Source organism: Mesoflavibacter profundi (assembly GCF_014764305.1).
Taxonomy (GTDB): Bacteria; Bacteroidota; Bacteroidia; order Flavobacteriales; family Flavobacteriaceae; genus Mesoflavibacter; species Mesoflavibacter profundi.
Window position 1 is genome coordinate 2,872,390 of sequence record NZ_CP061703.1, and the last position, 13,666, is coordinate 2,886,055.

General features: G+C 29.5%; 15 protein-coding genes. 8 read left to right on the forward strand and 7 right to left on the reverse strand.

Annotated elements, in window-relative coordinates:
* Window positions 1–3: 3 nt before the first annotated feature.
* Together IFB02_RS12905 and IFB02_RS12910 are read left to right on the forward strand one after the other, a co-directional pair.
* On the forward strand, window positions 4–765 hold the full coding sequence (locus tag IFB02_RS12905) for a TIGR02757 family protein (RefSeq protein ID WP_106688783.1): 762 nt from the start codon (window positions 4–6) through the stop codon (window positions 763–765).
* A 66-nt stretch (window positions 766–831) separates the two neighbouring features.
* Complete coding sequence (locus tag IFB02_RS12910) at window positions 832–2,028, forward strand: sensor histidine kinase (protein WP_106688784.1); 1,197 nt, start codon at window positions 832–834, stop codon at window positions 2,026–2,028.
* A gap of 52 nt (window positions 2,029–2,080) precedes the next feature.
* On the opposite strand, the gene IFB02_RS12915 is transcribed toward IFB02_RS12910, so the two are convergent.
* Entirely contained in the window at window positions 2,081–2,401 is a 321-nt protein-coding gene (locus IFB02_RS12915; protein ID WP_106688785.1) for a DUF6799 domain-containing protein, read from the reverse strand.
* Window positions 2,402–2,529: 128 nt separating this feature from the next.
* On the reverse strand, window positions 2,530–4,422 hold the full coding sequence (locus IFB02_RS12920) for a M61 family metallopeptidase (RefSeq protein ID WP_106688786.1): 1,893 nt from the start codon (window positions 4,420–4,422) through the stop codon (window positions 2,530–2,532).
* Between the two features lie 152 nt (window positions 4,423–4,574).
* Here IFB02_RS12920 and IFB02_RS12925 point away from each other — a divergent pair, with 152 nt between their 5' ends.
* The 4 genes from IFB02_RS12925 to IFB02_RS12940 are packed head-to-tail and all read left to right on the forward strand — an operon-like array spanning window position 4,575 to window position 8,730.
* Complete coding sequence (locus IFB02_RS12925) at window positions 4,575–6,500, forward strand: BatA domain-containing protein (protein ID WP_106688787.1); 1,926 nt, start codon at window positions 4,575–4,577, stop codon at window positions 6,498–6,500.
* Window positions 6,497–7,753, forward strand: coding sequence for a dihydroorotase (locus tag IFB02_RS12930; RefSeq protein ID WP_106688788.1), 1,257 nt, complete (start codon window positions 6,497–6,499; stop codon window positions 7,751–7,753). Before IFB02_RS12925 ends, IFB02_RS12930 begins: the two co-directional genes overlap by 4 nt.
* Window positions 7,746–8,078, forward strand: coding sequence for a hypothetical protein (locus IFB02_RS12935; RefSeq protein ID WP_106688789.1), 333 nt, complete (start codon window positions 7,746–7,748; stop codon window positions 8,076–8,078). Before IFB02_RS12930 ends, IFB02_RS12935 begins: the two co-directional genes overlap by 8 nt.
* A gap of 1 nt (window position 8,079) precedes the next feature.
* A complete protein-coding gene (locus tag IFB02_RS12940; RefSeq protein WP_106688790.1) occupies window positions 8,080–8,730 on the forward strand; it encodes an alpha/beta hydrolase in 651 nt (216 codons plus the stop codon).
* Here IFB02_RS12940 and IFB02_RS12945 read toward each other — a convergent pair.
* Both IFB02_RS12945 and IFB02_RS12950 read right to left on the reverse strand, forming a co-directional pair.
* On the reverse strand, window positions 8,723–9,223 hold the full coding sequence (locus IFB02_RS12945; RefSeq protein ID WP_146131261.1) for a hydrolase: 501 nt from the start codon (window positions 9,221–9,223) through the stop codon (window positions 8,723–8,725). The two genes, IFB02_RS12940 and IFB02_RS12945, sit on opposite strands and share 8 nt — an antisense overlap.
* 12 nt (window positions 9,224–9,235) lie before the next feature.
* Window positions 9,236–9,997, reverse strand: coding sequence for an MBL fold metallo-hydrolase (locus IFB02_RS12950; RefSeq protein ID WP_106688792.1), 762 nt, complete (start codon window positions 9,995–9,997; stop codon window positions 9,236–9,238).
* A gap of 95 nt (window positions 9,998–10,092) precedes the next feature.
* Between IFB02_RS12950 and IFB02_RS12955 the strand changes: the two genes are divergently transcribed.
* Window positions 10,093–11,544 (forward strand): nicotinate-nucleotide adenylyltransferase, encoded by a 1,452-nt coding sequence (locus IFB02_RS12955; RefSeq protein ID WP_106688793.1) that lies wholly within the window; start codon window positions 10,093–10,095, stop codon window positions 11,542–11,544.
* A 34-nt stretch (window positions 11,545–11,578) separates the two neighbouring features.
* On the opposite strand, the gene bcp is transcribed toward IFB02_RS12955, so the two are convergent.
* On the reverse strand, window positions 11,579–12,040 hold the full coding sequence (bcp, locus tag IFB02_RS12960) for a thioredoxin-dependent thiol peroxidase (RefSeq protein ID WP_106688794.1): 462 nt from the start codon (window positions 12,038–12,040) through the stop codon (window positions 11,579–11,581).
* 36 nt (window positions 12,041–12,076) lie between these two features.
* Between bcp and IFB02_RS12965 the strand changes: the two genes are divergently transcribed.
* Complete coding sequence (locus IFB02_RS12965; RefSeq protein WP_106688795.1) at window positions 12,077–12,733, forward strand: endonuclease III domain-containing protein; 657 nt, start codon at window positions 12,077–12,079, stop codon at window positions 12,731–12,733.
* A gap of 19 nt (window positions 12,734–12,752) precedes the next feature.
* Here the strand turns inward: IFB02_RS12965 and IFB02_RS12970 are convergent, their stop codons facing one another.
* Both IFB02_RS12970 and IFB02_RS12975 read right to left on the reverse strand, forming a co-directional pair.
* The gene (locus IFB02_RS12970) at window positions 12,753–12,896 is read right to left on the reverse strand and encodes a hypothetical protein (protein ID WP_165569200.1); all 144 of its coding nucleotides are present in this window, start codon (window positions 12,894–12,896) and stop codon (window positions 12,753–12,755) included.
* A 63-nt stretch (window positions 12,897–12,959) separates the two neighbouring features.
* Entirely contained in the window at window positions 12,960–13,544 is a 585-nt protein-coding gene (locus IFB02_RS12975) for an RNA polymerase sigma factor (protein ID WP_106688796.1), read from the reverse strand.
* Window positions 13,545–13,666 lie beyond the last annotated feature (122 nt).

Sequence of the window (13,666 nt, forward strand, 5' to 3'; positions counted from 1 at the left end):
GTATTGGATAATTTTAACCATCTAAAAGAATTTTTAGACTTAAAAGTAGAACAATATAATAATCCAAAATTTATAGATTCGGATCCTATTCAAATTCCTCATCAATTTCAACTTAAAGAAGATATAGAAATCGCTGGATTTTTAACAGCTACCATTGCTTGGGGAAACAGAAAAAGCATCATTAACAATGCTAATAAATTAATGGATTTATTAGATCGATCGCCTTACGACTTTGTCCTAAATCACCAACCTAACGATCTTGAACGATTAAATAATTTTGTACATCGTACATTTAATGGTCAAGATTGCAAAACGTTTATAAACGCCTTAAAACACATTTATACAAATCATCAAGGATTAGAAACAGTCTTTAGCAACTACTCTTCTAACCTTCAATTAGGTATATCTAAATTTAAGTCTACTTTTTTTGAAATTGAACACTTACCAAGAACACAAAAACATATTAGCGATCCATTAAAAAATAGTGCTGCAAAACGCATAAATATGTTTCTACGTTGGATGGTAAGACAAGATAATGCTGGTGTAGATTTTGGGATTTGGAAAAACATACCAATGTCTGCCCTATCCTGTCCATTAGATGTGCACTCTGGTAATATAGCTAGACAATTAGGTTTATTGCAAAGAAAACAAAACGATGCGAAAGCTTTAGAAGAATTAGACACTGCATTAAGACAACTGGATCCTAAAGATCCTGTTAAATATGATTTTGCTCTTTTTGGCGTAGGAATTTTCGAAAAATTTTAACACTATTAAAACTTCAGTAAGTTATATTTACGTATACTAAATAAAAATAAAGTATACCAAATCTTAATGATAACACCTCAAATACCTAAAGACGAAAAAAAACGTTTAGAAGCGGTAAAAAGTTATAGTTTATTAGACACATTACCAGAAGAAGATTTTGATAATATTACCAAATTAACGTCTAGTATTTGCCAAACTCCAATTGCATTAATTACGCTTTTAGATACCAAAAGAAACTTTTTAAAATCTCATTATGGATTAGATTTTAACCAATCGCCTAGAGAAATTTCTTTTTGCGGACATGCAATTGTAAGTAAAGAACCAATATTTATAATAGAAGATGCTACTAAAGATAATCGGTTTTGTGATAACCCTTTAATTTCTGAATATAACGTATCATTTTATGCTGGTGTACCATTAATAAATCCAGATGGTTACGCATTAGGTACTTTATGCATTTACGATACAGTACCAAGACAATTAACGCAACAGCAAAAAGACACTTTAATTATTTTAGCCAAACAGGTCGTGAATTTATTTGAATTACGATTAAAAAATAATTTACTTTCTAATGCTTTTGATTTATTAGAAGAAAGACACAATTCTTTAAATAGTTTTGCTGGAAAAGTATCGCATGATTTAAAATCACCACTTGCAAATATTACGTCTTTAAGCCAACTTTTTAAAGACGAATTAAAAGAAAATTATCCAGAATTAGATCTTCAGTATTTGGATTACATAGAAGAATCTGCAGACACGTTAAGAGCTTACATAGATGGTATTCTAACACATTACAAAGCCGAAGCTTTGCTTCAAGACAAAAAAAAGAAAACCGAATTAGCTACTATTTTTAATAACATAAAACATATTTTAAGTCTTACGGATCAGCAATTTATTTTACAAAAAAATACTATTCTAGAAGAAATTAATGCATCTGCAATTACACAAATAATACTAAATTTAGTTGATAACGCGTTTAAGTATAATACAAAAAAAGAAGCTTACGTAAGTATAAACTATAGCACGTCTAAAACACATCATATATTTAGTGTAACAGACAATGGTACTGGTATAGAAACCCAAAAACAAGATCAATTGTTTGATTTATTTAACACTGCTCACGAAGCTGATAAATACGGTAATAAAGGAACAGGAATTGGTTTATATACCGTTAAAACGTTAGTTGAAAAACTTGGCGGAGAAGTAAAAATTAGTTCTACTTCTGGATTGGGAACAACGTTTACTTTTAGCGTTTTAAAATAATAAAAAAGCCTAATCAATTGATTAGGCTTTTTTATGTTATTTAAGAACAAAACTAACGCAGTTCTTTTTTAAGCTTTTTGGTTAATGTAGCTTGATCTTTGTAAAGTTTACCACTCATCCCTAAACATTCTCCATCTTTAAGTTGCAATGTTTTTCCTTCTTTAGTTGTATAAGTTCCATCTGTTTTAACAACAGTATCATTATTAAGTTTAAGATCTTCTTTTAATAAGGTTACACCATCTTTAGTATAATGAAATACTTGTTCGTTTAATAAAATTACATAATTGGCATCTTCTAGCTTAGAATTATCTTGAGCTAAAACTGCAGATGTCGTTAAAAATAACGCACATACAAATAGGATTAAATGTTTCATTGTTTAAATGTTTTGACTATTAAATATAATATTTTTATAGCGATTTTGTTTAAAATCAGATAATTAATTTCACTAATCGTGCCAAAGTAAAATAAAAAATTCCGGTGCATTACACCGGAATTTCAGTTTTATCCTTTTAACCAAGCTTTTCTAACTTCTACTTGTTTAGTAGTTGCGTTAGGATTTTCTGTTAGCTTTTCTCCTGTTGTGTAAGATTGAGTTAATTTGGTTTTAATAGTATATTCTGTTCCGTTTCTATCAATAACTACTTCTACCTCTTTTCCAGGTTGCCACATATACATATCTGTAAGTATTTTTTGAGCCGATAAGAATGAAAATGCTTCACCATTAACCGTTTTTAAAACATCACCTGGTTGCACACCATTTTCTGCCCAAAAACTGTTGTTTTTTACAGCTTCAGAAAATGGAAGTTTCATAGTTTCTCTATTTGGTTCAAAAATTAATTGTGCACCATTTTGGATGTAATTAGTAGCTACTTTTCCTTCAGACATCATTAAACCTACTTTATTAAAGTAAATGTTATAATCTATTGGAGTACCACCAACAACATGAGTGTTTAAAAATTCGCCAACGCTTGGATACGTCATTGCTATAATTTCATCTATAATTTTATCGTCTTCAAATGGTTTGTTTTTACCGTATTTGTTAGATAATTCTTTCATTAAAGATAAAATACCACGTTGACCGTTGCTTTCTTCTCTCATGATAATATCAATACACATTCCTATTAAAGCACCTTTCATGTATACATTATAGTATTGTGGCGCATATGGTTCGTCTAAAACATTTTCACTCATTTCAGTAAAACTCATTGAGTCGTTCATGTTTTTTGCGGTTTGAATTTTTTGTAAAATATCACCGTAAAACTCATCATTATCTACTAATCCTTGATCTACTTGAAATAAGGTTGCAAAATATTCTGTTACACCTTCATACATCCATAAATGCTTAGAAAATGTTGGTTGATTGTAATCAAAATAATGCACGTCTTCTGAATGTACACTTAATGGCGTTACAATATGAAAAAACTCATGAGAAACAACGTCTGTCATACTTTCGGCTAATGCTTCAAAAGGCATATCTTCTTGTAATACAACAACTGTAGATGTGTGATGCTCTAAAGCTCCGAAACCTTTTGGCGAACCTTCTGTTCCATCAGATAAGTATAAATAGATATCATATCTTGGTGTACTATTAATATCACCTAAATATGTTTTTTGGGCTTTCATCATTGTTTCTACAACACCTTTAATTTTTGCTGCAGTATGTACTTTATTAGGTGAATAAACACTTAATACGATTTTGATATCACCTACTTGAAATTCTTCTACATCTAATTCTCCATAAAACATTGGGTTATCTGTAATATCAAAATATCTTGGTGCAAAGTAGCTTGATGTGATTAAACTTCCGTCTTCGCTGGATTTTTTTGATGTTTCTTGTAATGCAGACGTACGCTTAAAAGTTGCTGGCGCAGTGACGTCTAATTTATATTGATTGTTTTTTAAGCTATCAAAATACCCTATAAAACCATGAAGGTTTAATACGTAATTTGTTGGCTCTATATTTGTTCCTGCAGGAGAAAATGGTTGTTCGCCACCAATTCCGCCAGAAACTTCTTGATCAAAAGTATCATTTACGTAATATGTGATATAATCTAAGTTTGTTGCGTCTGCAATAGTCCAAGTATTAGTATCTATTTTACTTGTAGTTAACTCTTCACCTTTATAGTTAAAGGCTTTAAAACTGTCTATATATTTACCAAAATCACTTACTGAATATGTTCCTTGAACAACTCTTGGTAATCTGTATGTTACTGTTTCTGTAGTAAAACGACCAGGATTAATTGTAACTGGTACTTTATCGTCTTTTACTTTAGATAAGTCTATAGACGTTTCTATAGCTGTTTGCGTTGCTAAAGGTGTAGTTGTTGTTTTAGATCCACCACAACCAACTAATAATAAACCAGTTGCTAGTGTAGAAAATAATAGTTTTTTCATTGTTTGATGTTATTTGTTAATGGTCTTGTAAACAAGACGTGTAAATGTAAAATTTGTTACAATTACAAAGTTTAAGATTTTGTTAAAATGTTAATTTAGAATAGTGGATTTTAATTGCTGTATTATTATCTTTGACAAACTTTAAAACAAATATGCAGTTTAAAAATCCAGAACTTCTTTACGCGCTTTTCTTACTGCTTATTCCTATTATAGTTCATCTTTTTCAGCTTAGAAAATTTAAAACTGAATATTTTACAAACGTTGCGTTATTAAAACGAGTACAATTACAAACTAGAAAAAGTGCTAAAATTAAAAAGTGGTTAACATTACTAACTAGACTTTTAATTTTAAGTGCTATTATTATTGCTTTTGCGCAACCATTTTTTTCTAAAACTAATGCGTTTAAAGTTAAAGAAGAAACCATAATTTATTTAGACAATTCTTTTAGTATGCAAGCTAAAGGAGAACATGGCGCTTTATTAAAACGTGCTGTAAACGACCTTTTAAATACTATTGAAGATGATCAAAATTTCTCGTTAATAACAAATACTTCGACGTATAAAAACACTACAATAAAGGCTATTAAAAACGACCTTTTAGAATTAGATTATTCATCTAATCAATTAGAATATAAAACGGCTTTATTAAAATCTTCTCAGTTATTTACTAAGCAAGAAAATACATTAAAACATTTAGTTTTTATATCAGATTTTCAGAATAAAGGAACAGAATTTCCAGTTTTAAAAGATTCGATTATAAGTTTAAATAAAGTTGTTTTAAAGCCTGTAAATAAGTCAAATACATTAATAGATAGCTTATTTATCTCTAAAAGAACTGCTAACAATATCCAACTAACAGCTGTAGTAAAAAACAACTCTAAAACTGCCGAAGTTATTCCTGTATCTTTATATGATAATGAGACGTTGATTTCTAAAATTTCAGTTGATTTAAACTCAACAAATAACGCTGTATTTACTTTACCTACTAATAAAACTATTGAAGGTAAAATAACTATCGAAGATGCTAACTTAGCGTTTGATAATACACTTTATTTTTCAATTACAAAACCTACTAAAATTAATGTATTAGCTGTTGGAACAGATACAAAATATTTAAAAGGAATATTTACGGAAGACGAATTTAATTTCTCGACTTTAACAACAAACAACTTAGATTACGCGCTTTTTGATAATCAGCAATTAATAATTTTAAATGAATTAGAAAGCCTACCTTCTACTCTAATTACAGCGCTAAAAGATTTTACCGATAAAGGAAAAATAGTTGTGTTTATTCCATCTAATAATGGGAATATTGCTGATTATAACTCATTTTTACAGCGCTTTAATGCCTCAACTTTTAATACTTTAAATAAGCAGGAAAAGAGAATTACTTCGATAAATTATGCGCATCCTATTTACTCTGATGGTGTTTTTGAAAAACAAGTTACAAATTTTCAGTACCCAAAAGTAAACGTCTATTTTAAACACCAAAACAATTCTAATCTTAAAATATTACAATTTGAAAACGGACAATCTTTTCTGTCTCAAAAAGAGAATCTGTTTATTTTTAACGCACCTTTAAATAAAGACAATTCTAATTTTAAAAACATAAATTTAATTGTACCAACCTTTTATAATATTGCAAAACAAAGTTTAAACACAAGCAATTTATATTATACAATTGGACAATTAAATACTTTTGATGTAGCTGTTAATTTAAACAAAGATGCGGTTTTAAAAATTGAAAACAACAATCAATCTTTTATCCCGCAACAACGCTATTTTAATAACAAAGTATCTATTACTACTACAGATTTACCAGAAATAGCAGGTAATTATCAAGTAAAAAATAACACTGAAATTCTAGATTTGGTAAGTTATAATTATGATAGAAATGAAAGTAATCTTACCTATTTAAATTTAAAGAACAATTCAAATTCAAACATATCAAATACTATAGAACAAGCCTTTAACACAATAAAAAACGAAACAAAAGTTAACGAATTATGGAAATGGTTTGTAATTTTAGCTTTAGTATTTTTAATAATCGAAATGCTTATCTTAAAATATTTTAAATGAATATCTTAATTAAATCTGCAACTATCATAGATGCTTCCAGCGAGCATCATAACCAAACCGTAGATGTTCTAATAGAAGATGGAACAATTACTGCTATCAAAACATCTATCGCAAACACCAATAATTACAAAGAAATTGTTTTAGAAAACTTACATCTATCTCAAGGTTGGACAGATACTAGCGTATGTTTTGGCGAACCAGGTTTTGAAGACAGAGAAACCATACAAAACGGACTTAAAACTGCGGCGCTTTCAGGTTTTACAACAATAGCTTTACAAAGCAATACAAATCCAGTAGCAGATACTAGTGCAGATATTTCATTTTTAGTAAATAAATCGCAAGATAATGCTGTAAATCTATTGCCAATTGGCGCATTAACAAAACTAAGTGAAAGTATTGATTTAGCTGAGCTTTACGATATGCAAAATGCTGGTGCAATTGCATTTTACGATTATAAAAAACCAATTAAAAATCCTAATCTTCTTAAAATTGCTTTGCAATATGCAAGTAATTTTGATGGCTTAGTATACTCTTTTCCTTTAGAAGAAAAAATTGCAGGTAAAGGCATTGTAAATGAAGAAGAAACAAGCACCAGATTAGGTTTAAAAGGAAGTCCTAATTTAGCTGAAGCACTTCAAGTAGCAAGAGATTTATTTATACTAGAATATACTGGCGGTAAATTGCATATTCCAACTATATCTACTAAAGAATCTGTAAGATTAATTAGAGAAGCAAAACAAAAACAACTTAAAGTAACGTGTAGTGTCGCAATACACAATTTACTTTTAGAAGATTGTCTTCTTGAAGATTTTGATACCAGATTTAAAGTTAATCCACCTTTAAGAATTAAAGAAGATATTGATGCTTTAATAGATGGATTAAAAGATGGAACTGTAGATTTTGTAACTTCAGATCACAATCCACAAACAATAGAAGATAAAAAAGTAGAGTTTGATCACGCTACTTATGGTACCATTGGTTTAGAAAGTGCATTTGGAGCTTTAAATTCAATTTTAAATACACAAGAAACAATTACTTTATTAACAAAAGGCAGATCTTTATTTAATCTAGAAAACCAATCTATTAAAGTTGGTAACGCTGCTAATTTAAGTCTATTTAACCCTAACATTGAATACACATTTACTAAGAAAAATATAATTTCAACCTCTAAAAATAGTGCGTTTTTAGGACAACATTTAAAAGGTAAAAGTTATGGTGTATACGCTAATAAAAAATTAATAATCAATGACTAATAATCCTCAAGAAGAAAATAAAACATTAGCTGTAGTTAGTTATCTAACAATAATTGGTAGTGTTATTGCAATTATTATGAATAATGAAAAGAAAAGCCAATTTATTGCATTTCACAACCGACAAGGTTTAGGATTATGCTTAATGTATATGATAATTGGATATTTTATTAGTCAGTTTGATAATTGGCAAATTTCTACTGCATTTTGGGTTGGTATGGGATTACTATTTTTTTATGGTATAATTAGCGCAATAAATGGTAAAATGCAAACTGTACCATTAGTCGGTGCATTTTTTCAAAAGATTTTTTCATCAATAGGAAAATAACATGACAGAATTAAATTTAGAATATATTGTAAGACCTTCTTCTAATAAAGAAAACGCGCCATTATTATTATTGTTTCATGGATATGGTAGTGACGAGAATGACTTATTTAGCTTTGCAACAGAGTTACCTGAGGAATTTTTAATCGTTTCTGCTAAAGCGCCTTACCCAATGCAGCCTTTTGGTAATGCTTGGTATGCTATAAATTTTGATGCAGAAAAAGGTAAATGGAGTGATAACGAACAGGCTATCCAATCTAGAGATTTAATTTCTCAATTTATAGATCAAATTATAAATAAATACAATGCAGATAAGGACAATGTTACCTTGTTAGGATTTAGTCAAGGTGCTATTTTAAGCTATTCGGTAGCGTTTACTTATCCAGAAAAAGTAAAGAATATCGTAGCTTTAAGCGGTTATATTAACACAGATTTATTCACTGTTTTACCCAAAGACCATTACACTCATTTAAACTTTTATTGCTCGCATGGAAGCGTAGATCAAGTAATTCCAATAGATTGGGCAAGACAAACGTCGCCTTTTTTAAAAACATTAGATATCAACTTTAAATACAGCGAATTTCCTGTAGGTCATGGAGTTGCACCACAAAATTTTTATGAATTTAGAGATTGGTTGAAGCTACATACTAATTAGTATACAACAAGTAATCTAAAACTTTAAAAGTAAGCTGTTTTTCTGGTGATATTTCGTATTTGATAAGCAATTCACCCCAAAAAATACCATCAGAAAAATCGGCTATAATCCATTTATGATTTAATACTTTTATAGAATTAAATTGCATTTTTTTACCTTCAGAAGCAGCAAATGGTATTAAAGGATGTTCGTCTCCTTCTACATCACTTAACGCATATAATTCATTTTCGATTAAAGGAATTAACTTATCGGTATCTATTTGTCTGTCGTAATAATAATCTTTTGCTTCTTGATTATAATTAAAATCAAACATCGATAAATCATTAATTTTATTGTACATCAAAGCAAGAGAATCTTTCATTTTTGCATTAGCAATAGACAAACTTTCAATTTTTTGATCATTTGCTTTTACATAGTTTTTTGTATTTACAAATTGAAATAAAACAACAAGTAAAGCAAAAATAAAAAGGTACATAAATATTCTATTCTTCATCTTAAAACTAAATTATATAGTGATTTGTAATTGGTCGTATGCTAAAAAAACATTTTCGGGTAAATTCTGCTCTACTTCGTCATGAAAACCTAACAAATGACTTATATGAGTAAAATATGTCTTTTTAGGTTGCAATATAGATACTATTTGCAAAGCTTCTTCTAAATTTAAATGAGAAATATGAGGTTGTTCTCTTAATGCATTAATTACCAAGACATCAAGATTTTTCAATTTTTCCAATTCTGCATCTGGTATGGTTTTAACATCTGTTAGATAAGCAAAATTATTAAATCTATACCCAAAAACTTGTAATTTATGATGGTAAACTTCTATAGGAATCACCTCCAAATTTTTAAGTTTAAAAGATTGGTTTTGCACCAAATTAACTTCTAAGTTTGGCGCGCCAGGATATTTATTTTCTGTTTCAAAAATATAAGCAAATCGTTGCTTTAATTGGCCTACAACTCTTTTATGTGCATAAATAGGTATATCACCTTGTCTAAAAAAAAACGGTCTAATATCGTCTAATCCAGCAGTATGATCTGCATGCTCATGGGTAAATAAAATACCATCTATAGATTTTACATCTGCTCTTAACATTTGTTGCCTAAAATCTGGACCACAATCTATAACATAACTATAATTATCCCATTGAATTAAAACAGAAACTCGCAACCTTTTATCCTTAGGATTTTTGCTTAAACAAACCGGATGATCACTTCCAATAATAGGAATTCCTTGCGAAGTACCAGTACCTAAAAAAGTTATTTTCAAAATGACGACTATTTAACAACAAAAATAAGTTATTTTTTTTGTTTGCTCTAGTTATTTGGTACCTTTGTACTACTTAACACTATTGGTATTTTTTTATGGAAATTACGCTGAAAGGAGATAAAAAATTTGAAAATATTCCTTCTTTAAAAGATAAAGCATTACGTATCAACTTGAACGAAAATATCTACGGAACTTTTGCCGAAATTGGCGCAGGACAAGAAACCGTTAGACATTTTTTTAGAGCTGGTGGCGCTTCTGGTACTATCGCAAAAGCAATGTCTGCTTACGATAAAAATTTTAGTGATGCCATCTATGGTATAGAAGATGATAGACGTTACGTAACAGAAGCTAGATTAAGAAAAATGCTAGCTCATGAATACAAGCTTATAGAAGAGCGTATCTCTAGAGACGATAACCCAAATCGTATGTTTTTTAGTTTTGCAAATACTGTTGCAACAATAGACTTCGCAAAAAAATACAAAGGTCACGGTTGGGTAGGAATTAAATACCAAATAAATCCTGAAGACAAAGAAGTAAATGAAATTATACTTCACATTCGATTTAAAGAAAACGACGCAAGATTACAACAAGAAACCTTAGGTATTTTAGGTACAAACCTTATATATGGTGCTTTTTACAAGTATAACGAACCTAAAAAACTACTTAGATATTTATACGATCACTTAGACAAAGACCAATTAGAGATTGACACTATAAACTTCTCTGGTCCAGTATTTAAAGATGTAGATAACCGTTTAATGAGCTTACAGTTAGTTAAAAACGGAATGACAGACGCAGTAATGTTTGCACCAGACGGAAACAACGTACTACCAGCTCGTGTACTTTACAAAAAGAACATTTTAGCATTAAGAGGAAGTTTTAGACCTGTTACTAAAGTAAACATGGATATGTATCAAAAATCATTAGACATGTTTGTTAAAGAAAACAAGGTTGATAAGGATAAAACACAAGTAATTTTTGAAATTACACTATCTAATTTAAGAGCTGAAGGAGAAATAGACGAACAAGATTTTATGGATCGCGCAAGACTACTTTGTTCATTAGGTCAAACAGTACTTATATCTAATTTCCAAGAGTATTATAAGCTAGTAGAATATTTCTCTCAATACACTAAAAACCGTATGGGATTAGCAATGGGAGTAAATAATTTAGTAGATATTTTTGATGAAAAATACTATCGTCATCTTAGTGGAGGCATTCTTGAAGCGTTTGGTAAATTATTCTTTAAAGATTTACGCGTATATCTTTACCCAATGGAAAACGAAGACGGAACAATTACTACAAGCGACACCTTAAAAGTTCATCCAAGAATGAAAGAGCTTTACAAGTTCTTTAAATATAATGGTAAAGTTGTAGATATAACAGATTACGATAAATCTACACTAAGTGTCTTTTCTAGAAAAGTATTAAAAATGATTGCTAACGGTGAAGATGGTTGGCAAACTATGCTACCAGAAGGTGTTTCTAAATTAATAATGGAACAAAGCCTTTTTGGTTGCGAGACTGAAGAAGCACATACAAAATAAAAAAAAAGGAGCTTAAAGCTCCTTTTTTTTATTATTACTCAATTATTTCTAAAATTTGAGCTGCATGATCTTTTGTTTTTACTTTGTCAATAACATGCGCTACTACTCCATTTTCATCTATTAAAAACGTTTTACGATGTATACCATCATAAACCTTTCCCATAAACTTTTTTGTTCCCCAAACACCAAATGCGTTAATTACATCTTTGTCCTCGTCTGCTAAAAGTGGAAACGGAAACTCATATTTATTCTTAAAATTAGTTTGTCTCTTTTCAGAATCTGCACTAACACCTAAAATCTCAAAACCTTTATCCTGTAAGACTTTATAATTATCTCTTAAGTTACACGCTTCTGCAGTGCAACCAGGTGTACTTGCTTTTGGGTAAAAAAACACAATTAATTTTTTTCCTTTATAATCTTTTAAAGCTACTAAATTTCCATCTTGATCTTTTACTGAAAAATTTGGGACTTTATCACCTTGTTTTAATGTATTCATAGTTGTAATTTTGATTCTATTCAAAAATACGAATTAATGACTAAGCAAGAAAAGGTACATTTTGTTATAAATACGTTAAATAAGTTATATCCAGAAATTCCAATTCCGTTAGACCATAAAGATCCATATACGCTTTTAGTTGCGGTTTTATTATCGGCACAATGTACAGATGTTAGAGTTAATCAAATAACACCGTTATTATTTGCAGAAGCAGATAATCCTTATGATATGATTAAATTATCTGTAGAAGACATAAAAGAAATTATTAAACCTTGTGGCTTGTCTCCAATGAAAAGTAAAGGCATTTACGGTTTATCAAAAATTTTGATAGAAGAACACAATGGTGAAGTTCCGCAATCTTTTGAGGCTTTAGAAGCCTTACCAGCTGTAGGACACAAAACTGCTAGTGTAGTAATGAGTCAAGCTTTTGGTGTACCTGCTTTTCCTGTAGATACGCACATACATCGTTTAATGTATCGCTGGAATTTATCTAACGGAAAAAGTGTTGCTCAAACCGAAAAAGATGCAAAACGTTTATTTCCTGAAGAATTATGGAATGATTTACACCTTCAAATCATTTGGTATGGTCGCGAATATTCTCCTGCTCGCGGTTGGGATTTAAACAAAGATGTTATTACAAAAACTATTGGAAGAGCTACTGTTTTAAAAGAATACTATAAAAAAACGTCCTAAAAATTTAGGACGTTTTTAATTAGTTTTGAAGCGTTTCAAACTTCATGCTTTTATAATTTATAACACGTAAAGCCTTAGAGTAATTAAGAATAAAACTTACTGTTTCATCTTTTGGGTTCAATTTTAAATCTGTTTTAGGTTTCTTAGAGTAAAGTTTTGCCATTAATATGCGTTTTAAAGTTAGTTACCTTTAAATAACGAGCAAACTTTTACTTTATTGTATGTGTTAATTTGTTAAAACAATATTATGCTTTTCGATCACTTTTCTCATATTAATTAAAGCATATCTCATACGTCCTAAAGCAGTGTTAATGCTAACTCCTGTACGTTCAGAGATTTCTTTAAAACTCATGTCGTTGTACATACGCATCATTAAAACTTCTTTTTGATCTTCTGGCAACTCGTCTATTAATCGTCTAACATCTGCTTCTACTTGACCTTTAATAATACTTTTTTCTGCATTTAAAGCATTATCACTAATTACAGAAAAAATATTAAAATCACCAGAGTTATCAAATTTAGGCATACGATTATTTTTTCTAAAATGATCAATTACCAAATTATGCGCAATACGCATAACCCATGGTAAAAACTTACCTTCTTCGTTATATTTGCCTCTTTTAAGCGTTTTTATAACTTTTATAAACGTATCTTGAAAAATATCTTCGGCAATATCACGATCAAACACTTTAGAATAGATAAAACTATATATACGTTGTTTGTGTCTTGTGATTAATACTTCTAGTGCAGACTCTTGTCCTTTAATGTAATTGCTTACTAATACAGCGTCAGAGATTGTTACTTTTTCCATGATCATTACTTTTTAGGCGCAGAAAATTAATTTCAGCTTTGGATTTATAAATTTTAAAAAGTAATGTTTTGTATAGGCAAAAAGTTTAGTAGTTATTTGGATACAATTCAAATGTAACAACA

What these genes read in the sequence shown, in the direction of transcription:
- IFB02_RS12910 (WP_106688784.1), top strand. Translation starts at nt 832, where the DNA reads ATGATAACACCTCAAATACCTAAAGACGAAAAAAAACGTTTAGAAGCG.
- IFB02_RS12915 (WP_106688785.1), bottom strand. Translation starts at nt 2,401, where the DNA reads ATGAAACATTTAATCCTATTTGTATGTGCGTTATTTTTAACGACATCT.
- IFB02_RS12920 (WP_106688786.1), bottom strand. Translation starts at nt 4,422, where the DNA reads ATGAAAAAACTATTATTTTCTACACTAGCAACTGGTTTATTATTAGTT.
- IFB02_RS12925 (WP_106688787.1), top strand. Translation starts at nt 4,575, where the DNA reads ATGCAGTTTAAAAATCCAGAACTTCTTTACGCGCTTTTCTTACTGCTT.
- IFB02_RS12930 (WP_106688788.1), top strand. Translation starts at nt 6,497, where the DNA reads ATGAATATCTTAATTAAATCTGCAACTATCATAGATGCTTCCAGCGAG.
- IFB02_RS12935 (WP_106688789.1), top strand. Translation starts at nt 7,746, where the DNA reads ATGACTAATAATCCTCAAGAAGAAAATAAAACATTAGCTGTAGTTAGT.
- IFB02_RS12940 (WP_106688790.1), top strand. Translation starts at nt 8,080, where the DNA reads ATGACAGAATTAAATTTAGAATATATTGTAAGACCTTCTTCTAATAAA.
- IFB02_RS12945 (WP_146131261.1), bottom strand. Translation starts at nt 9,223, where the DNA reads ATGAAGAATAGAATATTTATGTACCTTTTTATTTTTGCTTTACTTGTT.
- IFB02_RS12955 (WP_106688793.1), top strand. Translation starts at nt 10,093, where the DNA reads ATGGAAATTACGCTGAAAGGAGATAAAAAATTTGAAAATATTCCTTCT.
- bcp (WP_106688794.1), bottom strand. Translation starts at nt 12,040, where the DNA reads ATGAATACATTAAAACAAGGTGATAAAGTCCCAAATTTTTCAGTAAAA.
- IFB02_RS12965 (WP_106688795.1), top strand. Translation starts at nt 12,077, where the DNA reads ATGACTAAGCAAGAAAAGGTACATTTTGTTATAAATACGTTAAATAAG.
- IFB02_RS12970 (WP_165569200.1), bottom strand. Translation starts at nt 12,896, where the DNA reads ATGGCAAAACTTTACTCTAAGAAACCTAAAACAGATTTAAAATTGAAC.
- IFB02_RS12975 (WP_106688796.1), bottom strand. Translation starts at nt 13,544, where the DNA reads ATGGAAAAAGTAACAATCTCTGACGCTGTATTAGTAAGCAATTACATT.